This is a genomic window from Amycolatopsis sp. NBC_00348, assembly GCF_036114655.1.
Taxonomy (GTDB): Bacteria; Actinomycetota; Actinomycetes; order Mycobacteriales; family Pseudonocardiaceae; genus Amycolatopsis.
Genome location: NZ_CP107994.1, coordinates 6,890,088 through 6,911,623, shown reverse-complemented (window position 1 = coordinate 6,911,623; position 21,536 = coordinate 6,890,088). Strand labels below are relative to the sequence as shown.

20 protein-coding genes are annotated in these 21,536 nt (G+C 69.9%); 13 read left to right on the top strand and 7 right to left on the bottom strand.

All coding sequences use genetic code 11. The features are described 5' to 3' along the window. Nucleotides 1-16: 16 nt before the first annotated feature. Genes OHS58_RS30080 through OHS58_RS30070 form a run of 3 tightly spaced genes read right to left on the bottom strand, consistent with a single transcriptional unit; the run spans nt 17 to nt 2,954 of the window. Nucleotides 17-895, bottom strand: coding sequence for an ABC transporter permease (locus OHS58_RS30080; RefSeq protein ID WP_247057573.1), 879 nt, complete (start codon nt 893-895; stop codon nt 17-19). Continuing rightward, a complete protein-coding gene (locus OHS58_RS30075; RefSeq protein ID WP_326944313.1) occupies nt 892-1,866 on the bottom strand; it encodes an ABC transporter ATP-binding protein in 975 nt (324 codons plus the stop codon). The genes OHS58_RS30080 and OHS58_RS30075 overlap by 4 nt, the downstream gene beginning before the upstream one ends. Beyond that, the gene (locus tag OHS58_RS30070) at nt 1,863-2,954 is read right to left on the bottom strand and encodes a LolA family protein (RefSeq protein ID WP_247057569.1); all 1,092 of its coding nucleotides are present in this window, start codon (nt 2,952-2,954) and stop codon (nt 1,863-1,865) included. The genes OHS58_RS30075 and OHS58_RS30070 overlap by 4 nt, the downstream gene beginning before the upstream one ends. Nucleotides 2,955-3,098: 144 nt before the next feature. On the opposite strand from OHS58_RS30070, the gene OHS58_RS30065 reads away from it, so the two are divergent. From OHS58_RS30065 to OHS58_RS30055, 3 genes are all read left to right on the top strand, one after another. Then, nucleotides 3,099-3,815: a response regulator transcription factor gene (locus OHS58_RS30065; RefSeq protein ID WP_326944312.1), complete on the top strand. Its 717-nt coding sequence runs from the start codon at nt 3,099-3,101 to the stop codon at nt 3,813-3,815. Next, complete coding sequence (locus OHS58_RS30060; RefSeq protein ID WP_328644765.1) at nt 3,815-5,125, top strand: sensor histidine kinase; 1,311 nt, start codon at nt 3,815-3,817, stop codon at nt 5,123-5,125. Before OHS58_RS30065 ends, OHS58_RS30060 begins: the two co-directional genes overlap by 1 nt. 290 nt (nt 5,126-5,415) lie before the next feature. Then, nucleotides 5,416-5,805, top strand: a complete 390-nt coding sequence (locus OHS58_RS30055) for a (deoxy)nucleoside triphosphate pyrophosphohydrolase (protein ID WP_247057562.1) — start codon at nt 5,416-5,418, stop codon at nt 5,803-5,805. 57 nt (nt 5,806-5,862) lie between these two features. On the opposite strand, the gene trpS is transcribed toward OHS58_RS30055, so the two are convergent. Then, nucleotides 5,863-6,828, bottom strand: a complete 966-nt coding sequence (gene trpS / locus OHS58_RS30050) for a tryptophan--tRNA ligase (protein WP_326944310.1) — start codon at nt 6,826-6,828, stop codon at nt 5,863-5,865. Between the two features lie 174 nt (nt 6,829-7,002). Here trpS and OHS58_RS30045 point away from each other — a divergent pair, with 174 nt between their 5' ends. Further along, nucleotides 7,003-7,302: a YciI family protein gene (locus OHS58_RS30045; protein WP_247057558.1), complete on the top strand. Its 300-nt coding sequence runs from the start codon at nt 7,003-7,005 to the stop codon at nt 7,300-7,302. Here the strand turns inward: OHS58_RS30045 and OHS58_RS30040 are convergent. Beyond that, nucleotides 7,299-7,451, bottom strand: coding sequence for a hypothetical protein (locus OHS58_RS30040; RefSeq protein ID WP_247057556.1), 153 nt, complete (start codon nt 7,449-7,451; stop codon nt 7,299-7,301). The two genes, OHS58_RS30045 and OHS58_RS30040, sit on opposite strands and share 4 nt — an antisense overlap. Nucleotides 7,452-7,644: 193 nt before the next feature. On the opposite strand from OHS58_RS30040, the gene typA reads away from it, so the two are divergent. The 5 genes from typA to OHS58_RS30015 all read left to right on the top strand — a co-directional run bounded on the left by typA (nt 7,645) and on the right by OHS58_RS30015 (nt 15,891). Beyond that, nucleotides 7,645-9,570, top strand: coding sequence for a translational GTPase TypA (gene typA, locus OHS58_RS30035; RefSeq protein WP_326944309.1), 1,926 nt, complete (start codon nt 7,645-7,647; stop codon nt 9,568-9,570). Nucleotides 9,571-9,933: 363 nt separating this feature from the next. After that, nucleotides 9,934-11,670 (top strand): ABC transporter family substrate-binding protein, encoded by a 1,737-nt coding sequence (locus OHS58_RS30030; RefSeq protein WP_326951659.1) that lies wholly within the window; start codon nt 9,934-9,936, stop codon nt 11,668-11,670. Nucleotides 11,671-11,954: 284 nt separating this feature from the next. Next, a complete protein-coding gene (locus OHS58_RS30025; protein WP_328644764.1) occupies nt 11,955-13,763 on the top strand; it encodes an ABC transporter family substrate-binding protein in 1,809 nt (602 codons plus the stop codon). Nucleotides 13,764-13,952: 189 nt separating this feature from the next. Beyond that, nucleotides 13,953-14,969, top strand: coding sequence for an ABC transporter permease (locus OHS58_RS30020; protein WP_247057550.1), 1,017 nt, complete (start codon nt 13,953-13,955; stop codon nt 14,967-14,969). Next, complete coding sequence (locus OHS58_RS30015) at nt 14,962-15,891, top strand: ABC transporter permease (RefSeq protein ID WP_328644763.1); 930 nt, start codon at nt 14,962-14,964, stop codon at nt 15,889-15,891. The genes OHS58_RS30020 and OHS58_RS30015 overlap by 8 nt, the downstream gene beginning before the upstream one ends. Nucleotides 15,892-16,124: 233 nt before the next feature. On the opposite strand, the gene OHS58_RS30010 is transcribed toward OHS58_RS30015, so the two are convergent. Next, nucleotides 16,125-17,903 carry an ABC transporter ATP-binding protein gene (locus OHS58_RS30010; RefSeq protein ID WP_326944306.1) on the bottom strand — a complete coding sequence of 593 codons (1,779 nt, stop codon included), beginning with the start codon at nt 17,901-17,903 and terminating at the stop codon, nt 16,125-16,127. A 113-nt stretch (nt 17,904-18,016) separates the two neighbouring features. Here OHS58_RS30010 and mshB point away from each other — a divergent pair, with 113 nt between their 5' ends. From mshB to OHS58_RS29995, 3 genes are read left to right on the top strand one after another with little or no spacing between them, the layout of a single operon-like run. Then, entirely contained in the window at nt 18,017-18,862 is an 846-nt protein-coding gene (mshB, locus tag OHS58_RS30005; protein WP_328644762.1) for an N-acetyl-1-D-myo-inositol-2-amino-2-deoxy-alpha-D-glucopyranoside deacetylase, read from the top strand. Next, on the top strand, nt 18,859-19,251 hold the full coding sequence (locus OHS58_RS30000; RefSeq protein WP_326957937.1) for a hypothetical protein: 393 nt from the start codon (nt 18,859-18,861) through the stop codon (nt 19,249-19,251). The genes mshB and OHS58_RS30000 overlap by 4 nt, the downstream gene beginning before the upstream one ends. After that, nucleotides 19,244-20,038: a hypothetical protein gene (locus OHS58_RS29995; protein ID WP_328644761.1), complete on the top strand. Its 795-nt coding sequence runs from the start codon at nt 19,244-19,246 to the stop codon at nt 20,036-20,038. Before OHS58_RS30000 ends, OHS58_RS29995 begins: the two co-directional genes overlap by 8 nt. Nucleotides 20,039-20,047: 9 nt before the next feature. Here OHS58_RS29995 and OHS58_RS29990 read toward each other — a convergent pair whose 3' ends face one another. Next, nucleotides 20,048-20,752, bottom strand: coding sequence for a site-2 protease family protein (locus tag OHS58_RS29990; RefSeq protein ID WP_326951658.1), 705 nt, complete (start codon nt 20,750-20,752; stop codon nt 20,048-20,050). Between the two features lie 318 nt (nt 20,753-21,070). Here OHS58_RS29990 and OHS58_RS29985 point away from each other — a divergent pair, with 318 nt between their 5' ends. Further along, complete coding sequence (locus OHS58_RS29985; protein ID WP_247063648.1) at nt 21,071-21,358, top strand: WhiB family transcriptional regulator; 288 nt, start codon at nt 21,071-21,073, stop codon at nt 21,356-21,358. The last annotated feature ends 178 nt before the right edge of the window (nt 21,359-21,536 follow it).

Genomic DNA, 21,536 nt, shown 5'->3' with positions numbered 1-21,536 from the left:
AAACACTCACGACGGGTCAGCCGTCGCGGGTGGACAACCGTGCGTAGGCCAGCGACAGCCCGATCACGATGTAGCACCCCGCGCGCAACGCGCCTTCGCCCAGCATCTGTGTGCCCATCGGGTCCTGCAGCACCTCTGCCGGGGCCAGCGACCAGTTCTGCGTCAACAAGAACGGATGCAGCCAGTCCAGCGACGTCAAGAACCCCAGGATCGTGAACACGATGTCCGCCGCCAGTACGGACGCCACCACCAGCATCGGGTGTTCCGTCCAGCTGGAGATCGCCAGCGCCACCGCGCCGACCGCCCACAGCTGCAGCACCACCCAGCCCGCGACCAGCAGGATCCTGGCCAGTGCGCCGCCCACCGACAACGTGGTTCCCGACAGCGTGAACAGCGAGTCCGTGCCGTTGATGATCAGGCCGGTCACCACGCCCGTGAAACACATCGCCAGCACCGAAACCACCGACACCGTCGCGACGCCGAACGCCTTGACCGCCAGCAGCCGGCCGCGGCCGACCGGGGCGATCAGCCAGCCGCGCAGGGTTCCGTGGGACGTCTCGCCCGCGATCGCGTCCGCGCCCGCCATGGCCGAGGCCAGCGGCAGGAGCAGGGTCAGCGTCATCACGATCGCCGCGATCGGCAGCACGAAGGCGTTGTTGACGGCGGACGCCAGCAGTGCGCCGCCGCCGTCGTCCGGGCCGCCGCCGGACTGCGCGTCTTCGCTCACCAGCGTCAGGCCGATGCCGATCACCACTGGGATCAGCGCCAGCAGGCCCAGCACGGCGAGCGTGCGCGGCCGCCGGAAGATCCAGCGCAGCTCCGCGGCCAGCAGCCGGGGCAGCGGCACCGAGTCGTGGCCCGTGCGGACCGCCGGTGCCTCGAGAACCGCGGTCATTCCGCCCCCTCCGTCAGTCGCGCGAACAGGTCTTCCAGGCCGGTGCGCGCCCGCGTCGCCTCGTGGACCGCGACCCCCGCGCCCACCAGGACCTGCAGCACCCGCGGCGCCTCGGTGGCCGTGAGGTCGGCGCGGATCCCGTCCGGCGTCAGCCGCGCGCCGATCCGGTTCTCCCGCAGCACTTCCACGGCCTGCTCGGCGTCCGGCGTGCGGACCAGCAGGGCCGCGTTCCCGGACTCCAGCAGCTCCGCCAGCTCGCCCTGCGCGACGACGTTCCCGGCCTGCAGCACGGCGACGTGCGTGCAGGTCGCCTCCACCTCGGCCAGCAGGTGCGACGACACCAGCACGGTGACGCCCTCGGCGTGCAGCTCGGCCACGATCCTGCGGATCTCCCTGGTACCAGCAGGGTCGAGGCCGTTGGTCGGCTCGTCGAGCACGACCATCTTCCGCGGCACGAGCAACGCCGAAGCGAGCCCGAGCCGTTGCTTCATGCCGAGCGAGTAGCCCTTGTACCGCCGTCGCGCGGCGACGCTCAGCCCGACGCGTTCGATCGCGGAGTCGACCGCGAACGGGATCCCGGACGACGCCAGCCGCGGTTCGGCCGCGGCGAAGCGCAGCAGGTTGTCGCGGCCGGAGAGGAACGGGTGGAAGCCCGGCCCCTCGACCAGCGCGCCGACGTCCGGCAGCGCGTGCGCGGCGGCGTCGGGCATCTTGCGGCCGAGCAGCTCGACCTCGCCCTCGGTCGGGCGCACCAGGCCCAGCAGCATCCGGATGGTGGTCGTCTTGCCAGAGCCGTTCGGCCCGAGCATCCCGACGACCGCGCCTTCGGGGATGTCGAGGTCGACGTGGTCCACCGCGACCGTGCCGCGGTAGACCTTGCGCAGCCCCCTGGTGCGCGCGGCCAGGGGAACCGCCGGGGCGGACGTCTCCGTGGAGACGTCCGCCCCGGACTCGACAGTCGTACTGGTCACTTCTGACCCAGCGCTTCGTACAGGACCTGCTCCGGCACCGCACCGGCGGCGAACCGGCCGTCGTCGGTCAGGATCGCGCTGCCCACCTTCGTGGTGATGAGGTGGCCGCTGCCCCAGGTGCCGCTGACCTTCTTGGTGAACCGGTCGAGCAGGGCCTGCGGGTCGGCATTGCGGCCCTGGCGGTCACCCTGCTGCTTCGGCGCCGCGTTCAGCGCGTCGGCCGGGATCGTGCCGGTGATGACGGTGTCCCAGCCGTCGCCGACGACCTTGGTGGCCTGCTTCGCCTGCTCGGCGAGGTCCTTGTCCTTCTGGTCGACGGTCGGCGTCTTCTCCTGCACCTTGGCGCCCTTCGGCGGGGTGAAGGTGAAGAGGTCGGCCGGCTGCTGGGTGAACTCGATCTGGCTGAACGCGACCTCGAGCGCCGGCGACGTCGTCCCGTTGCTCAGCACCGAAACCCGCAGCGGCATCCGCGTCTGCGAGTCGACGGCCACGCGGATCTCACGCAGCAGCGTGCGCTCGCTCGGCTTCGGCGTCAGGACCAGCTCGTAGGCCGGGCGGTCGGCGACGGTCGCGGTGCCGTCGACCGACACCGTGCTGCTCTCGCGGACCTTCGCCAGCAGCTCGGTGGCGGTCGCGACCGGGTCGGCCGTCTTCTCGCTGCCCGCGCCCTTCTGCTTGGCCACGTCCGCCGGGATGGTCACCTTGGTCGCGGTGTTGGTCTTGGAGCTGTAGTCCCAGACGGTCGTCCCGTCGTGGACCACGGTCTCCTGGCCGGTGCCCTGGGTGACGGCGAGCCGGCTCTTGCCCGCGCCGTCGGTGAAGATGTGCGCCGAGTCGATGTTCAGCGCGGACGCCCCCGGGATCGCGCTCCCCACCGCCGGCAGGCCGAGGTCGTTGCTGACCTTCAGCGTGCCGTCGAACGCGCCCGGCTTCGCCTGCATGACCGACTGCACCAGGTCTTCGGCGCTCACCTGCGGCAGTGCCGGCTTGTCGTCGGCGCTGGCCGGCATCGCGATGACCGCGAGCCCGCCGACGCCGAGAGCGGTGCCCACGACCGCCGCGGTGATGCCCTTCGTCTTCGTCTTCATGCGTCTCTCCCTGTGTTCCCGAGCTCAAGTGTGCTCGGCTCCCGGCACCGACGCTTCCCTCTCGAGGCTGAGATACCCCTGAAGGTTCTCCCTCCGCGGCTGAGATCGTGCTGAGAGATCCCGCGGGACCTGCGCAAACCCGCCATGATGAGACTCGTGAAACCTCGGGTGCTGGTGGTCGACGACGAGCTGGGCGTGCGGAAAGCACTGCAACGCGGGCTGCGCGCGGAGGGGATGGACGTGGTCACCGCCGCGGACGGCCCCAGCGGGCTGCAGCTGGCGAGCACCGGCTCGTTCGACGTCGTGCTGCTCGACATCATGCTGCCCGGCTTGTCCGGTTACCGCGTGCTGGAGCGGCTGCGCAAGGACGGCGTCACGACGCCGGTGCTGCTCGTGTCGGCCAAGGACGGCGAGGTCGACCAGGCCGACGGCCTGGACCTGGGCGCCGACGGTTACCTCGTCAAGCCGTTCTCCTTCGTGGTGCTGGTGGCGCAGGTCCGCGCGACGCTGCGCCGCGCCGGGCCGGACGCCAGCCGCGGCACGCTGCGGCTCGGCGCGCTGGAGGTCGACCGCGGGCTGCGTCAGGTGCACTGGAACGGCGAGGAGGTCGGGCTCAGCCCCCGCGAGTTCGCGCTGCTCGAAGTGCTCGTCGGGCGCGCGGGCACGGTCGTCACCAAGGACGAGCTGCTGCGCGCGGTCTGGGGCGAGGAGCAGGCCGTGACGCGCAATCTCGTCGAGGTGTACGTCGGGTACGTGCGGCGCAAGCTCGACGCCGTCGGCGCCGGCGCGCTGCTGCGGACCGTGCGCGGGCACGGCTACCTGGCCTCCGACGCGCAGATCGACGAGGTCATCACCCCGTGATGACCTGGTGGCGCGGGCGGTCCCTGCAGGCCCGGATCACCGTGCTGGCCGCGACGATCACCCTGGGCTGCCTGCTCGGGCTCGCCGCGCTGGCCGCGGCCAAGCTCTCGCCGTTGCTCATCGACTCGGTCGACCGCGAGCTGACGGGCGCGCTCGCCCCGGCCAGTGCCGAGGTGAGCGCGGGCCGCGCGCTGCCGACTACCGCCCCGGTGACGGTCCGGGTGCTCGACATCTCGGGCACACCGGTCGACGGCGGCGCGCCGAGCGGGCTCAGCGGCGCCGACGTCGGGCTGCTCAAAGCCGGGCAACCGGTGCAGCAGGACGGCGCCCGCTACCTCGGCGCGGTCGTCAGCACGCCGGACGGGACACAACGGCTGGTCGTCGCGGGTGCGGGCCTGGTCGGGTTCTCCGCCGCGGTGCACTACGGCGGGGTGTGGCTGGTGGTCGTCGCGTCGGTCGGCGCGCTGGTCGCGGGCCTGGCGACGTGGCTGGTGGTGCGCCTGGCGCTGCGCCCGGTGGCGCGGATGCGCGGCACGGTGCGGGCACTGCCGCCGGGCGCGCGGCTGCCGTTGCCGGACTCGCACGACGAGCTGCGCGCGCTGGCGGAGGAGTTCAACGCGCTGCTGGAGCGCCAGGAACAGGCGAGCGAACGGCTGCGGCGCTTCACCGGCGACGCGGCCCACGAGCTGCGGTCGCCGGTCGCGTCGATCCGCGTCCAGGCCGAGGTCGCCGTCACCAACCCCGATCCGGAGCTGTCCCAGGAGACGCTGGGCGACATCTTGACGGAGGCCGAGCGGCTCTCGTCCTTGCTCGATGGCCTGCTGTCGCTGGCCCGTTCGGACGCGGGGGAGGTGCCGCCCGCGGAGCCGGTCGAGCTGGTCAGCGAGGTCCGCGCGGCGGTCGGCCGGCTCCCGGCGGGCGCGCCGGAGACGCGGGTGAGCAACGCGGTCGCGCAGGCCTGGGCGTGGGCGGCGCACGGCGAGATCGAGCTGGTGCTGGACAACCTGCTGCGGAACGCGTGCCGCTACGCGCGCGGGGAGATCGTGGTGTCGGTGCTGGCGTCACGCTCGTCGGTGCGGGTCGTGGTCGACGACGACGGCCCGGGCATCGCACCGGAGCACCGCGAGAAGGTCTTCGACCGCTTCTACCGGGTGTCCGACGACCGGGCCCGCATCACCGGCGGCACGGGCCTGGGGCTGGCGATGGTCGCGGAGACGGTCCGCCGTCGTGGAGGGCGAGTCCAGGTGGGCGAGTCCCCGGACGGGGGAGCGCGGTTCCAGGTCACCTGGCGTGCGGCGCCGGTCTCGTGAGTGTTTAGGGCGGTTCTAACCCGCCTAAACACTCACGACTGATGCGCGCGGCTGGTGGGACGGCGCGCCTCGGGGGGACGGCTTGCGTTCGCGGAGGTCGGTCGGCGTGCCTGGACGGTCGGCCTCCGTGCCCGGAGGGTCGGTTCGTGTGCCCAGACGGTCGGCTCGTGTGTTTGGAGGGTCGACACGTGTCTGGAGGGTCGGTTCGTGTGTCTGGGGGGTCGGCTCGCGTGTCTGGAGGGGCGACACGGGTCGGCTCGGGTTCGGGCTTCCGGGTAGATTCCGGGGCTGTGAACGGTGTGATCGTGGGTGCCGCCCTGGTGCGCGACGGGAAGTTGCTGGCCCAGCAGCGGGCCTGGCCGCCCGGGCACGCGGGGCAGTGGGAGCTGCCCGGCGGGCGCGTCGAAGACGGTGAGTCCGACGCCTTCGCCCTGGCTCGCGAGTGCAGCGAGGAGCTGGACGTCGTGATCGAGGTCGGGGAGCGGGTCGGGCAGGAGATCCCGCTGCCCGGGGACAAGGTCCTGCGGATCTACGCGGCTTCGCTGGTCTCGCCGGGGGACGAACCGCGCGCGGTCGAACACCTGGCCGTGCAGTGGCTCGGCCCGGACGACCTCGACGACGTCGACTGGCTGCCCGCCGACCGCATCCTGCTCCCGGCCTTCCGCCGGCTGCTGACCTAAAGCCGTGAAGGACTCCTTACCGGCCGTAAGAGCCGGGAAGGAGTCCTTCACGGCTCTTCAACTCGCGCCGATCATCCGCAACGCCGCCGACAGCCGGTGCGAGCCGCGCTCGGCGGCCCGGGCCGCGCCCGCCTTGCGGACGCGGTCCAGCTCCGCGACGTCGCCGAGCAGCGTCGACGCGCGTTCGCGGATCGGCCGCAGCTGCTCGATCACCGCGTCGGCGACGGCGTCCTTGACCTGGCCGTACGACGAGAACTCCTCGGCCAGGTCCGCCGGTGAACCGCCCTGGCAGGCCGCGAGGATCTCCAGCAGGTTCGCCATGCCCGGCCGGGTGTCCGGCGCGTGCACCGGCACCGAACCGCCGTCGGTGACCGCGCGGCGGATCTTGCGGCGGATCTGGTCGGGCTCGTCCAGCACGAACACCACGCCGGCGACGTCATGGGTCGACTTCGACATCTTGCGCGTCGGGTCGGTGAGGTCCTTCACCCGCGCCCCGGCGGGCGGGAGCACGGCCTCGGGCACGGTGAACACGTCGCCGTAGGTGCCGTTGAACCGCTTGGCCAGCGTCCGGGCCAGCTCGACGTGCTGGCGCTGGTCCTCGCCGACCGGCACCTCGTTCGCGCCCTGCAGCAGGATGTCGGCGGCCATCAGCACCGGATAGGTGAGCAGCGACAGCCGCACCCCGGCCTGGCCCTTGGACTTCTCCTTGAACTGGATCATCCGGGCCGCCTCGCCGTAGTTGCAGGTGCACTCCAGGACCCAGGTCAGCGCGCCCAAGTCGCGGGCGAGGTCGGACTGGACGAACACCCGCTCGGGGTCGATGCCGGCGGCGATGAGGACGGCGAGCTGCTCACCCGCCAGGGATCGGAGTTTGGCGGGGTTGTGCGACGTCGTCATGCCGTGCAGGTCGGCGACGAAGTAGAGGTCGTCGGCGCCGCCCTCGGCGGCCCAGCGGCGGACGGCCCCGAGGTGGTTGCCGAGGTGGACGTGACCGGACGGGGTGATCCCGGACAGCTTGCTCATCGTGGGTCCTTTTCGACGGGGACCACCCCGGCGAAGGCACGAAAAAGGCCGCCCGTCCGGGGCGGCCGCTGCTGGTTTTCAGCGCAGGGTCAGAGGGCCGCCGATGGCGGCCACCACTGGGACGTCTGCGCATGCACAGGGTGACTATATCCGAGCGGGTCTACCGTTGTAACCATGTTCGTCGTCGTGCTGACCTACACCGCCCCGATCGAAGAAGTCGACCTGGCGCTGCCGGATCACGTGGCGTGGCTGGAGGCGCAGTACGACCGCGGGCTCTTCCTCGCGTCCGGGGCGCGGAAGCCGCGCGTCGGCGGCGTGATCATCACGCGCCCGATGTCCCAGGGGAAGCTGGACGCGATCCTGGCGAGCGACCCGTTCGCGGTGCGGAAGCTCGCGAAGTACGAGGTCATCCCGTTCTCGCCGACGAAGACCGCGCCGGAGCTGCGGGACCTCAACGAGGCGATCAACCGTTAGGCCGCCAGGTCGAGCTTCGCCTTCTTGAGCGCGAGCACCGGGCACTTCTTGCACCGCGGCTTGGACCGGCAGCACTTCTTCTTGACCTTGCCGGCTTTCATCAGCTTGCGCACGACCTTGCGGGGGTCGTCCGGCGGCTTCTTGCCCACGCCTGCGCTCCTCGGATCGACGTCGCTGTCCGGCCCTCCAGATTAGGAGAGCCTAACCGATCTTGGGGCGTGGGGCTCCTCACAATGGGGGTGCAGGTATCCTTGGTGAGGTCCGCGTGTGACCAGAGCCGGTCACAGGATGCCTGACGGGCTTACGCGGCCACCCACACCTTTGAAGTTCAGGAGTCTTCGCGTGCCCGCAGCCAGCGCTACCGTCGAAACCGGCCGGCCGACCGGTAAGACCCGGCCCGACCTGCGCAACGTCGCGATCGTCGCCCACGTCGACCACGGCAAGACCACTCTGGTCGACGCCATGCTCCGGCAGTCGGGCGCTTTCGCCGAGCGCGCCGAGCTCGTCGACCGCGTGATGGACTCCGGTGAGCTCGAGCGCGAAAAGGGCATCACCATCCTGGCGAAGAACACCTCGATCCACCGCGAGACGCCCGAGGGCTCGGTGACGATCAACGTCATCGACACCCCCGGCCACGCGGACTTCGGCGGTGAGGTCGAGCGCGGCCTGGCGATGGTCGACGGCGTCGTCCTGCTGGTCGACGCCAGCGAGGGCCCGCTCCCGCAGACCCGCTTCGTGCTCCGCAAGACCCTCGAGGCCAAGCTGCCGGTGATCCTGCTGGTCAACAAGGTCGACCGGCCGGACGCGCGGATCGCCGAGGTCGTCGAAGAGACCCACGACCTGCTGCTGGACCTGGCCGGCGACATCGAGGACGCCGACCTCGACGCCATCCTCGACCTCCCGGTCGTCTACGCCTCCGCGCGCGCCGGCAAGGCGAGCCTCGCGCAGCCCGAAGACGGCGGCATGCCCGACAGCGAGAACCTCGACCCGCTGTTCGACACCCTGCTCCGCCACGTCCCGCCGCCCGCGGCAGACCTGGACGCGCCGCTGCAGGCCCTGGTCACGAACCTCGACGCGTCGAACTTCCTCGGCCGCATCGCGCTCATCCGCATCCACGCCGGCCGGCTCCGCAAGGGCCAGACCGTGGCCTGGATGCGCGAAGACGGCACTGTGCAGAACGTCCGGATCTCCGAGCTGCTGGTCACCGAGGCGCTCACCCGCGTCCCGGCGACCGAGGCCAGCGCGGGCGAGCTGGTCGCCATCGCCGGCATCCCCGAGATCACGATCGGCGACACCCTCGCCGACTCCGAGACGCCGGTGGCGCTGCCCCGGATCACCGTCGACGAGCCCGCCATCTCGATGACCATCGGCGTCAACACCTCGCCGCTGGCCGGGCGCAACGGCGGCGACAAGGTCACCGCGCGGCTGGTCAAGGCCCGCCTCGACGTCGAGCTGATCGGCAACGTCTCGATCCGCGTGCTGCCGACCGAGCGCCCCGACACCTGGGAGGTCCAGGGCCGTGGCGAGCTGGCGCTGGCCATCCTGGTCGAGCAGATGCGGCGTGAGGGCTTCGAGCTGACCGTCGGCAAGCCGCAGGTGGTCCTGCGCACGATCGACGGCAAGCTGCACGAGCCGTTCGAGCGCCTCTACATCGACTCGCCGGAAGAGCACCTCGGCTCGATCACGCAGCTCCTGGCGTCCCGCAAGGGCCGCATGGAGGACATGAGCGGCAACGGCACCGGCCGGATCAAGCTGGTCTACGTGCTCCCGTCGCGCGGCCTGATCAGCTTCCGCACCGACTTCCTCACCGAGACCCGCGGCACCGGCATCGCGAACCACGTGTTCGAGGGCTACTTCCCGTGGGCGGGCGAGATCCGCACCCGGCACAGCGGCTCCCTGGTCGCCGACCGGACCGGCCCGGTCACCGCGTACGCGATGATCCAGCTGGCCGACCGCGGCTCGTTCTTCGTGGAGCCGGGCGCCGACGTCTACGAGGGCATGGTCGTGGGCGAGAACCCGCGCTTCGAGGACCTCGACATCAACATCACCAAGGAGAAGAAGCTGACGAACATGCGTCAGTCCTCCGCCGACGTGATGGAGACGCTGGCCCGGCCGCGCAAGATGGGCCTGGAAGAGGCCCTGGAGTTCTGCTCGGTCGACGAGTGCGTCGAGGTGGCCCCGGAGGTCGTCCGCGTCCGCAAGGTCACGCTGGACATCAACACCCGGGCCAAGGAGCGCTCGCGCGCCAAGAGCCGCGACAACGTCTGATCCGATACGCGAAAAGGGCCTTCCGGCGAGTTGCCGGGAGGCCCTTTTTCGCGTGCGCGGTGACCCTGTGTCCGAAACACCCCGGCCCAGCGTCACCGAATTCGAGTATCTTCTCCTTATATCTTTATAGGCGTCCCGCCTGGTGTTCACCTCCGCCCGGCGCCGTCTCGTGTCCGGGCCGTGTTCGTTCCGCCGTTCCGGAACGGTCCGGGAACCCGGACGGTGGTCCGCGCGTCCTTTTCCATAGCGCCACGATGGGGCGCCGGACCCGGCCGATCCGGGTATGGGAATCTCGGTTCCGGCGGCGGTGGTGGTCATGGGAACATGGCTGACCCGATCGGGGAGAATCCGGAAGGACTGGGCGTGCGGGTGAATCGCAAGGCGGGGCCGGTACTGGCACTCGCGGCCGTGGTGCTCGCCGCTTGCTCGAACACCCCGCCACCGCCGGTCGTGTCGTCGTCGGTGGCGCCGGCCTCGACCACCGGCAAGACCCCGTCGCAGATCGTCGTCGGCGTCGACGACGTGCTCGGCGGGTACAACCCGCACAACCTCGCGGACTCCTCGCAGGTGACCTCGGCGCTCTCGCAGCTGCTGCTGCCCTCGGTGTTCCGCCAGAAGGACGACGGCGCCACCCTGCTCGACAAGAACCTCATGAAGTCCGCCGCGGTGCTCTCGCAGCAGCCGTTCGTCGTCGCCTACGACATCCGGCCGGACGCGTCCTGGTCCGACGGCGCGCCCATCGCCGCCGAGGACTTCGACTACCTGCGCACCCAGATGCGCGACCAGCCCGGCGTGATCGGCCCGGCCGGCTACCGGCAGATCACCGACCTGCAGTCCCGCGAAGGCGGCAAGCGCGTCGAGGTCACCTTCGCCAAGCCGTACCCCGGCTGGCAGACGCTGTTCTCGGACCTGCTGCCCGCCCACCTGCTCAAGGACGCCCCCGACGGCTGGCGCGGGGCCCTGGCCACGAACTTCCCGGCCATCGCCGGCCCGTTCTCGATCAAGAGCCTCGACACCGCCCGCGGCGAGGTGATCCTCGAGCGCAACGAGCGCTACTGGGAGAAGCCCGCGGCGATCGACCGGATCGTGCTGCGCCGGTCGGACCAGAACACCCTGCTGGCCGCGCTGCGCAGCGGCAACGACCAGTTCGCGCTGGCCCGGACCACCGGCGACGAGCTCAAGCTGCTCGGCGAGCTCGGCTCCGCCGTCCAGCTGCACACCGTGGCCCGGCCGCTCGTCGCCGATGTGCTGCTGCGGCCGGTCAGCGCCACGCTGCAGGACGCGCAGGTGCGGGCCGGGGTCGCCGCCCTGCTGGACCGCACGAAGCTGATCACGGAGGGCGTCAACGGCGGCCCGTCGGCGGCGCTGCACGCCGACGCCCAGGTGAAGGCGCCGTCGGTGGCCGGGTACACCGCGACGATCCCGCCCGGCCCGCCGACCGCGCCCGACGTCGCGAAGGCCGAGGAGTCGCTGAAGGCGGCCGGCTACACCAAGACCGCGGGCACTTGGCGCAAGAACGGCAAGGCGCTTTCGCTGGTCATCGCCTCGCCCGGCACCCAGGAGCCGTACGCGTCGATCGCCAAGGAGCTCACCAGCGAGCTGGCCGCGCAGGGCATCGAGGTCAACGCGATCACGCCGCAGCCGCGGGACCTGTTCAGCGGCCTGCTCGCGATGCCGGTCGTCGGCGGGGTGCAGCAGCCGGCCGGTGACTCGGCGGGCAACGTCGGTGTCGACATCGCGGTCGTGCCGCAGGCGGTCGGCGGCGACACGGCGTCGGTCCTCGCGTCGACCTTCGGCTGCCGGCCCGAGCAGACGGCGACGGGGGCGGACACTACGAAACCGGTCGTTCCGGGCAATTCGGCGGGCTTCTGCGACGCGGCGCTGCAGCCGTCGATCGACGCCGCGCTGTCGGGCGCCACGCCGATCGCCGAGGCCCTGACCACCCTTGAGCCTGAACTTTGGCGTCAGAACGTGGTGATTCCGCTGTTCCAGATGGCTGACACCCTGGCGATCGGTTCGGGCATCTCGGGCGTCACACCGGGTCCCCCCATGGTGGGCCCGTTCGGGTCGGCCGTGAACTGGACTCGCGGCCCGAAGTAATCAGTCGGCTACGCATTCAGTACTACCGAGTGATCTTTACCGACGCCTTCGGGTGGGGGACATTGATTCCATGAGGTAACCGTCGTATTTCTGGATGTCCACTGGAAGTCACCCTTTGGTCACGATCGACCCTGAACTGGTGACTGTCGGTGCTTTTCCTTTCTAGCGTGCACCCGCAGTGCGCCAGTTGAGTGTCGCTTGGCGTGTCGTAGGCTCCGGCCCAAACCGGAGCGGTGTGGGTCCTTGTCACAATTCAAGGGCTCAGTGCTAGGAGGGCACACTTCATGAGGAGAACCAAAGCAGTCTCCGCCTTGTCGCTCGTCGCAGGCGCCACGCTGCTGCTGAGCGCCTGCAGCGGTGGTGATTCGGGCTCGGGTAGCACCGACACGAACGGGTCGTCGACCGACGTCAAGGCGATGGCTGTCGGCAAGGCCGAGACCGGTGACTCGTTCAAGCTCGCGGACGTCAAGGGCTGGGACGGCACGGTCACGGTCGGGATCGACGACGGCTATTCGGGGTACAACAACAACACCCCGGACACCAACAGCTCGTACAACACGTACATCTTGACCGCCGTCATCGAAGACTCCTTCGTCCTCGACGGCAACAACAAGGTGCTGCTCAACAAGGACATCCTCGACTCGGCCGACGTCACGACCAAGGACCCCCAGGTCGTCACGTACAAGATCAAGCCGAACCTCAAGTGGTCCGACGGCGAGGCCTACAACTGCAAGGACTTCTACCTGGCGTGGCTCGCGCAGAGCGGCCAGGCGAAGGGCGCGGACGGCAAGAACCCGTTCAACGCCGCCTCGACCACCGGCTACGACAAGATCAAGACCGCCACCTGCAAGGACGACCTGACCCTCGAGACGGACTACATCGAGCCGTACCTCGACTACAAGGGCCTGTTCAGCGGCGTTGCGGTGCTGCCGGCGCACATCCTCGAGAAGGGGACCGGCATCCCGGACATCTCCAAGCTGGCGCCGACCGGCGACCCGGCCCTGGTGACCAAGGCCGGCGACTTCTGGACGAACAAGTGGAAGGGCTTCGACAAGGCGCTCATGCCGGCGTCCGGCCCCTACATGATCGACGCGTTCGACGCCAACCAGAAGGCCGTCACGCTCGTCAAGAACCCGAACTGGGCCGGCGGCAAGGGCGGCCCGAGCAAGATCATCGTCCGGGCCATGGAAGACACCAAGGCCATGGCGACCGCGCTGCAGAACGGTGAGATCGACGTCGCGGCGTCGACCCAGCCGGACGCCACCGCGGCCCAGACGATGAAGGGTCTCTCGGCTCAGGGTGTCACCTACGGTTCGGCTCCCCAGCTGACCTACGAGCACCTCGACCTGCAGTTCAACCGCATGTTCAAGGACGACGCGCTCCGCAAGGCGTTCTTCGAGTCGGTCGACCGCAAGGCGATCACGGACAAGCTGCTCAAGGAAGTCCAGGCCGACGCGGCCCCGCTGAACTCGATCGTGTTCTTCCAGGGTGAAGAGGGCTACACCGACCTGTACGGCAGCAAGGCCGGTCTGGGCGCCGAGGCGGCGGCCAAGACGCTGACCGACGCGGGCTGGGTCAAGGGCGGCGACGGCATCTTCGCCAAGGGCGGCGTGCGCGCTTCGTTCAAGATCACGCACAACCAGAACGCGCGCCGCAGCCAGACCGTCGAGATCATCATCTCGCAGGCCAAGGCGGCCGGTATCGAGGTCAAGGACGAGACCGACGCCAACTTCCTCAAGGGTGGCCGCGTCTCGACCGGTGACTACGACATCGCCCTCTTCGGCTGGTCGTCGGCTCCGTTCAAGTCGCAGTCGCGGTCGATCTACGTCTGCCCGACCAACGGTGGCGACCAGAACTACCAGAACCTCTGCGACCCGAAGATCGACGACGCGTTCAAGACCGCGGTGAGTGCCACGGACGAGACCGTCAAGACGCAGAGCTACCAGGCCGCGGACAAGGCGATCGCGGACAAGTACGCGACCATGCCGCTGTTCCAGACGCCGTCCATGTGGGCGTTCAAGGGCATCGACCGCGTGTACATGCAGTCGTACAACGGTGTCCTGTGGAACGCCGGCGAGTGGGAGAAGAAGTAACGGGGCTCGCCCTGACGCTTCTTTCCCCTCGCTCCAGATGACCTGGGAGGTACCGGGGCCCGGCCACGAGCCGGGCCCCGGTACCCACCGGAAGTAGCTGTTGACCGTAGGGTTACCACCACTACGGTAGACAACCGGGTAGCGGTCCAGCGCACTTCTGACGACCAGGCCCGGATGAGGAGCAGTTCGTTGAACCTGGTGATCTACATCCTTCGCCGTCTGGCGATATCGATTCCCGTCCTGCTGGTCGGGACCTTCTTGTCGTTCGTGATGGTCGCCGCCACCGGTGACCCGCTGGGCGAGATCCGCAACAACCCGCTGATGAGCAAGGACGCGATCGACGCGCTCTCCCACAAGCTGGGGCTGGACCAGGGCGTCATCCCGCGCTACTTCACCTGGCTCGGGCACTTCCTGACCGGCGACTGGGGCACCTCGATCGCGCAGGGCAACGCCCTCGCGCCGGTCGCGCCCAAGGTCACGGCCGCGTTCGCCGTCACGCTCAAGCTGGTCGTCGGAGCCGAGATCCTCGCGCTGATCATCGGCATCATCGTCGGTGTGCTGGCCGCGGTGAAGCAGTACTCGATCATCGACTACATCGCGACCACCCTGGCCTTCCTGCTCTTCTCGATGCCGATCTTCTGCGTCGCGATCGTGCTGAAGCGCTACGCGATCGAGATCAACGGCTGGGTGCGGGACCTGGGCCTGTCCGACGTCCTCGGCAATCCATGGCTGCGCACGATCAGCCCGGAGCAGCTGAAGACCGACGGCGTCGGGGACTTCATAACCAGCACGGTCGGCGCGTACCTGCTGCCGACCCTCTCGATCATGGCGATCAGCTTCGCCGCGTACAGCCGCTTCCAGCGGGCTTCGATGCTCGAGGTCATGAGCTCGGACTACGTGCGCACCGCGCGCGCCAAGGGCCTGGCCAACGGCCGGGTCATCTTCCGGCACGCGTTCCGCAACGCCCTGATCCCCGTGACCACGCTGTTCTCGGTGAACTTCGGCTCGGTGCTCGCCGGGGCGATCATCACCGAGACGGTGTTCAACTGGCACGGCATGGGCACGCTGCTGGTGGAAGCCGTCACGAAAAACGACACCCAGGTGCTGATGGGCTGGCTCGTGGTCATCGCCTCCAGCGTGGTCGTCGCCAACCTGATCGCCGACCTGATGTACGGCATCCTGGACCCGAGGATTCGCGTTGGCTGACTTGAACTCACTTCTCGCGAGCGAAACCGCGACGGCCGACGGCACGCTGCCGCCGGAGGCCCTGCCCGAGCCGCGGAGCCAGGGCAAGCTGGTCCTGCGCAAGTTCCTGCACCACAAGCTGGCGATGGCCTCGACCGCGGTGCTGGTCCTGATCATCGTGCTCAGCATCCTGATGCCGATCTTCTGGCCGCACAGCTACGAGGACAGCTCCTTCCCGTCCTTCGCGAAGCCGAACGGGGACTTCCCGCTGGGCACCACGCAGGTCGGCAAGGACATGGTGTCGCAGATCCTGCGCGGCACCCAGTTCTCGCTGCTGATCGCGCTCACGGTGTCGATCCTGTCGACCTTCGTCGGCGTCGTCCTCGGTGCACTGGCGGGCTACCTGCGCAGCTTCACCGACTCGGCGATCTCGCGCGTCACGGACCTGTTCCTGATCATCCCGCAGATCGCCGCGGCGGCCATCCTCGCCAAGGTGTTCGGCGGCGGTGCCTGGTACATCGTGGCGCTGGTGCTGGCGGCCTTCGGCTGGATGCAGATCGCCCGGATCACCCGGGCCGAGGCGATGTCCCTGGCCCAGCGCGAGTTCGTGGACGCGGCTCGCGCTTCGGGCGCCGGCACGTTCCGGATCATCTTCAAGCACCTGGTGCCGAACATGGTCGGCAGCATCACGGTCAACGCGACCCTCGCGGTCGCGCAGGCCGTGCTGGCGGAAGCCGCGCTGTCGTTCATCGGCCTCGGTGTCCAGCTGCCGGACACCTCGCTCGGCCGCGTCATCCTGGAGAACTACGCCCAGCTGCAAACGCGGCCGGCGCTGTTCTTCGGGCCGTTCATCGTGCTCGTGCTGATCTCACTGACGATCAACTTCATCGGTGACGGCCTTCGAGACGCCTTCGACCCGCGACAGCGGAGAATGAAGGCCTGAACGCACACCGCGGGGGTGACCGGATTCCGGTCACCCCCGCGGTCGTTTCGGCGCAGTCCGGCAGGTTCCTCTGCTTCGTCATGGGCGCCAACACGGGATCAGCACGTGCGCACATCGCGCGTCGATCGGCATCCTGTGGCCCCGCAGCCGCGTCGGCTGACCCCACAAGGCCCGGAAACACCGAAGGCCGCCACCCGAGCCGGGTGGCGGCCTTCAGCTTGTCTCAGCGAGCGTCAGTCGGCGACCGGTGCCAGCCGGCCCGCTTCCCAGGCCGCGCGGCGCTCGGCCTGCAGCACCGGGTCGGCGACCGGGGCCGCCGACAGCAGGCGCCGGGTGTACTCCTGCTGCGGCGAGTGCAGCACCTGGTCACGGGTGCCGACCTCGACGAGCTTGCCGTACTGCATCACCGCGACGCGGTCGGCCAGCAGGTCGACCACGGCGAGGTCGTGGCTGATGAACAGGCACGCGAACTGCAGCGACTGCTGCAGGTCGAGGAACAGGTCCAGCACGCGGGCCTGCACCGACACGTCCAGCGCCGACGTCGGCTCGTCGGCGATCAGCAGCGCCGGGTCGAGCGACAGCGCCCGGGCGATCGCGACGCGCTGGCGCTGGCCGCCGGAGAGCTCGTGCGGGTAGCGGTTCATGTAGTGCCCGCCCAGCTCGACCTTGTCGAGCAGCGAGCGCACGCGGGCCGAGAGCTCCTTGCCGGCCAGCACCTTGTGCAGCACCATCGGCTCGGCGATCGACTCGCCGATCGTCATCTTCGGGTCCAGTGTGGACGCCGGGTCCTGGAACACGATCGAGAAGAACCGGCGCAGCGGACGGATGTCCTTCGCGGACATCGTCGTGATGTCACGGCCCGCGATCGCGATGGTGCCCTGCGTGGCCCGGAGCAGGCCGACGGCGCAGCGGCCGACGGTCGACTTGCCCGAGCCGGACTCGCCCACCAGGCCGACGATCTCGCCCTTGGCGATGGTCAGCGAGACGTCGTCCACCGCGCGGTTCTTGCCCTGACCGCGGCGGCCCGGGTACTCGAGGACCAGGTTCTTGATCTCCAGGGCCGGCGCGGCCTCTTCGATCACGGCCTCCAGCTCGGCGTCGGCCAGCCGGATGTCCTCGGCGATCTTGGCCGCCTCGGTGCTGTCGGCGTCGATCCCGGTGTCGAGCAGGCGACGCCCCTCGGGGCGCTGGCCCAGGACCGGCACCGCGGCGAGCAGCCGGCGGGTGTAGTCCTCCTTGGGCGAGGCGAACAGGTCGCGCACCGGCGCCTCTTCGACGATCTCGCCCTGGTACATCACGATGACGCGGTCGGCCATGTCGGCGACGACGCCCATGTCGTGCGTGATCAGCACGATCGCGGTGTCGAGGGTGTCGCGCAGCTTGCGCAGCAGGCCGAGGATCTCCGCCTGCACGGTGACGTCGAGCGCGGTGGTCGGCTCGTCGGCGATGATGACCTGCGGGTCGCAGGCGATCGCCATGGCGATGACGACGCGCTGGCGCAGGCCGCCCGAGAGCTGGTGCGGGTACTGCTTGAACCGCTGCTCCGGGTTCGGGATGCCGACCATGTCGATCAGCTCGACCGCGCGCTTGTCCGCGGCGGCCTTCGAGATGTCCTGGTGCGACCGCAGGGCCTCGCGCAGCTGCCAGCCGACCGTGTAGACCGGGTTCAGCGCCGTCATCGGCTCCTGGAAGATCATCGCGACCTGGTTGCCGCGGATCTTCTGCATGTCCTTCTCTTTGAGGTCCGCCAGGTTGCGCTCACCCAGGCGGAGCTCGCCGGCGATGCGGCTGGTCTTGGGCAGCAGGCCCAGCACCGACATCGACGTGACGGACTTGCCGGACCCGGACTCACCGACGACGGCGACGATCTCGCCGGGCTTGACGTCGAACCCGATGCCCTTGACCGCGTCGACGACGCCGTCCTCGGTCGGGAACGAGACGCTCAGGTCGGAGATGGACAGAACGGATCCCGACACGTCGGCGACGTTCGCCGAAGTTGCTTCAGTGCTCACCAAGATGCCCTTCGTGGGGGTACAGACCATCGCGACGCGGCGGTCGCGACTCGCGCGAGGATAACCGAGGGTGTCCCCGACTTAGGTCGGAGCACGGGAATTACGCTCAACCCGTGATCTCTCCGGTACCGCGAAGACTGCTGCTCGTCCACGCCCATCCCGACGACGAGAGCATCACCACCGGCGCCACGATCGCACGATACGCCGCCGAGGGCGCCGAGGTGACCGTGGTGACCTGCACGCTGGGTGAGGAAGGCGAGATCGTCCGCGAGCTGCCGGAGCTGGCCGGGCTGGGGGCCTGGGCCGCCGACCAGCTGGGCGGTTACCGCGTCGCCGAGCTGAAGGCCGCGTGCGCCGCGCTGGGGGTGTCGCGACATCGTTACCTGGGCGGGATCGGCCGGTGGCGCGATTCGGGCATGGCGGGCACGCCGGCGGCGTCCCACCCGCGGGCGTTCACGGGCGGCACCATCGAGGAACAGGCCGCGCAGCTGGCGGCGGTCCTCGACGAGGTCCGGCCGCAGGTCGTCGTCACCTACGACGCGTTCGGCGGTTACGGCCACCCCGACCACATCCGCGCCCACGAGATCACCATGGCCGCGGCGCCGCGGGCGGCGTCGGTCGCCCGGGTGTTCCACACGGTCGCGTCGCGTGACGACGTCCGCGCCGGCCTTGCCGAGCTGCGGGCCGCCGGGACGTCCCGCTTCCCGGTGCCGCCGGACGCCGAGCTGCCGGTGACGCCGGACGAGGAGATCACGACCGTCCTCGACGTCGCCGCGCACCTGCCGGCGAAGCTGGCGGCCCTGCGCGCGCACGCGACGCAGCTGACCGTCGTCGAGGGCGCCGTCCCGCACTTCGCGCTGACCAACGAGCTGGCGCAGCCGATCCCGGCGCGCGACTGCTTCGTGCTGGCCCACGGCCCGGCCGAGGGCGCGGCCGGCGACCTGTTCGGTGGACTGTGACCACGCCGGACCGGCTGACCGGGACCCAGATCGCGTTCCTCGCGCTGCTCGCCTTCGACGCCGTGCTGCTGGGCGTGCTGGAGCTGTTCTTCCTGCCGCTGCGGATCGGCGTCGTCCCGCTGCCGGTGACGGTGCTGGTCGGCGCGGTGACGACGCCGTGGCTGGTGTCGACCACCGCGAAGCTGGTGCGGCCGTCTCTTTCGTGGGTACCCCTCGTCGTGTGGGTGCTCGTCGTGTTCGGGTTCGGCATGCTGGGTCCGGGTGGTGACCTGGTGCTGATCCAGGACTGGCGAGCGCTGCTGCTGCTCGGTGCGAGCGCGCTGCCCGGCGCGATGGTGCTCGGCGGTGGGCTGGGCCGTGCGGCGGGAAGGAAACCGGGACGTGGCTGAGGCGATTTCCGACAAGCAGGTCGTGGCGGTGCTGCGGCCGTTCGTCCGGGCGTGCGGCCCGATGCTGGACGCGCTGCGCGAGTCCGACCCGTTCGGGCTGCAGGCGCGTGACCGGCGCGAGCACGACGACCTCGCCGAGGTCGAGTCCGGGCTCAAGGCGAAGCTGATCCACGGGCTGACGTCGGTGAAGGTCCCCGGCACGGCCGCGTGGGGCCGGATGACCGGCTACGACCGGTCGAGCTGGTGGATGAACCGCGTCGGCCGGTTCACGGCGCTGCTGACGTCGATCCCCGGCCTCGGCGGCGCGCTGGCCGACCGGCTGCCGGTGCAGGACACCCTCGGCGCGGCGTCGCAGGGGCTGCTGCTGTGCGCGATCGCGGGCGAGTACGGCGTCACCGACGTCGGCACCCGCGTGCGGCTGATCGCGTCGGTGCTGTTCGAGCGCGACATCGATCCGGATCTCGCGGCGGGCAAGCACGCGGAGCACGACGAAGCCGCGGAGGCGGAAGAAGCCGCGCGGCTGACCGAAGAGCTGACGGCGTCGGAGAAGAAGCACGGCAAGGCGACGGTCAAGGCCGCCGCGGGCACGCTGTGGCGCCTGGGCCGCGGCCTGATCGGCATCACGGGCGAGCTGGAGAAGCGGCCGCGGGGCAACCTCGTGCACCGCGCCTTGGGCATGCTCCCGGTCGTCGGCGCGGCCGGCGACTACCTCGGCGAGCGCTCCGGGCTGAAGGAGGTCTGGAAGCGGGCGCACACCTGGCTGACGGAACAGGCGCCCGCCCACTGACCCGGCGCGTCAGTTCCAGAAGCGGAAGACGCTGGCGCCCGCGCGGGCACCCTCTTCGAAGCCGCCCAGGCCGTTGTAGATCCAGAACGCGCCGTCCCACAGGGCCGTGCTCGCCGGGGTGAAGAACCAGAGGATCGCGAACAGGATGATCGGCGCCCACGGGCGGACCTGCGCGCCGAACGCGCGGGCCTGCGGCGGCAGGTACGGCTCGATCGCGCCCCAGCCGTCGAGGCCGGGGATCGGCAGGATGTTCAGGATGAACGTCAGGATCTGCAGCAGCGCCAGGTAGGACATCGCGACGACCAGGCCGCCCGCCATCGGCACCAGCGCCACCACGAGCGCCAGCGCCGCGCCGACCGCGAGGTTGCTCAGCGGCCCGGCCAGCGAGACCCACGACGACGTCCCGCGCGAGCGCAGCGCGCCCCGGTTGATCCAGACCGCGCCGCCGGGCAGCGGGATGCCGCCGATGATGAGGAAGATCAACGGCAGGACGATCGACAGGACCGGATCGGTGTACTTCCGGACGTCGAGCGTCAGGTAACCCTTGTGGGCGACGCTGGCGTCACCGCCCCGGTAGGCGACCATCGCGTGGCCGAACTCGTGCAGCGACAGCGACGCCACCCAGCCGGCGGCGACGAAGATCACGACGCCGGCGATGAGGAGTGGATCGCGATCGCCGACCAGGACGGTGGTGACGTCGCCGAAGGCGGCCATCACGCCACCGGCGACGGTGAGGGCGAGGATGCCGAGGAAGACCGGGCTGGGGCGCGTCGCTGACTTCTGCACGCTTCCAGTCTTCCGTATGCCCGGTGTGAAGTTACCGGCGTGTCCCCTTGCGCGATCGGGCCGAAGGGTCCCCCGAACTCGCTACTCCGCTTGACCTGACCGCACTACACGGGTGTAATCACAGTGATGTCATTCGTCGTCGAGGGGACGACGGGTGTCGTTTCACCACCGCCAGCCTGGGGAGTGCTAGGGAGCGAGGAGGCGGACGTGCGGTTGGAAGCCGATGGTAAGGAATGGGGGCACGTCATGAGTTGGGGCGAGATCCCGGAGCAGGCTCTGGGAGATCTCACCGAGCTCATCGATGCCACCGAGGAAGAGCAGGACTGGCAGGAACGCGCTCTGTGCGCGCAGACGGACCCGGAGGCGTTCTTCCCGGAGAAGGGCGGCTCCACCCGTGAAGCCAAGCGGATCTGCCTGGGTTGCGAGGTCAAGGACGAGTGCCTTGAGTACGCGCTGGCCAAGGACGAGCGCTTCGGCATCTGGGGCGGTCTGTCCGAGCGGGAGCGCCGGAAGCTGAAGAAACGCGCGGTTTGAAGCGTGTCCGAGGGGTGAGTTGCGTCCGCGGAAAGCGCGAACCGTGCTCGCGCTTCAAGTGCCTTCTGGGGGTGCAACCCCCAGACCCCGCCCGGGGGCACGCCCCCGGACCCCCGCTGTAGCCGGCTTGCGTGGATCAGCCGGCTCGGCGTTGGGTCACGGGCTGGGTCTTGGCCGG

Excerpts from the sequence above, each read along its gene's own strand:
- OHS58_RS30060 (WP_328644765.1), top strand. The coding sequence starts at position 3,815 with ATGACCTGGTGGCGCGGGCGGTCCCTGCAGGCCCGGATCACCGTGCTG.
- OHS58_RS30080 (WP_247057573.1), bottom strand. The coding sequence starts at position 895 with ATGACCGCGGTTCTCGAGGCACCGGCGGTCCGCACGGGCCACGACTCG.
- OHS58_RS30065 (WP_326944312.1), top strand. The coding sequence starts at position 3,099 with ATGATGAGACTCGTGAAACCTCGGGTGCTGGTGGTCGACGACGAGCTG.
- OHS58_RS29990 (WP_326951658.1), bottom strand. The coding sequence starts at position 20,752 with ATGGCCGCCTTCGGCGACGTCACCACCGTCCTGGTCGGCGATCGCGAT.
- OHS58_RS30045 (WP_247057558.1), top strand. The coding sequence starts at position 7,003 with ATGTTCGTCGTCGTGCTGACCTACACCGCCCCGATCGAAGAAGTCGAC.
- OHS58_RS30070 (WP_247057569.1), bottom strand. The coding sequence starts at position 2,954 with ATGAAGACGAAGACGAAGGGCATCACCGCGGCGGTCGTGGGCACCGCT.
- OHS58_RS30025 (WP_328644764.1), top strand. The coding sequence starts at position 11,955 with ATGAGGAGAACCAAAGCAGTCTCCGCCTTGTCGCTCGTCGCAGGCGCC.
- trpS (WP_326944310.1), bottom strand. The coding sequence starts at position 6,828 with ATGAGCAAGCTGTCCGGGATCACCCCGTCCGGTCACGTCCACCTCGGC.
- OHS58_RS29985 (WP_247063648.1), top strand. The coding sequence starts at position 21,071 with ATGAGTTGGGGCGAGATCCCGGAGCAGGCTCTGGGAGATCTCACCGAG.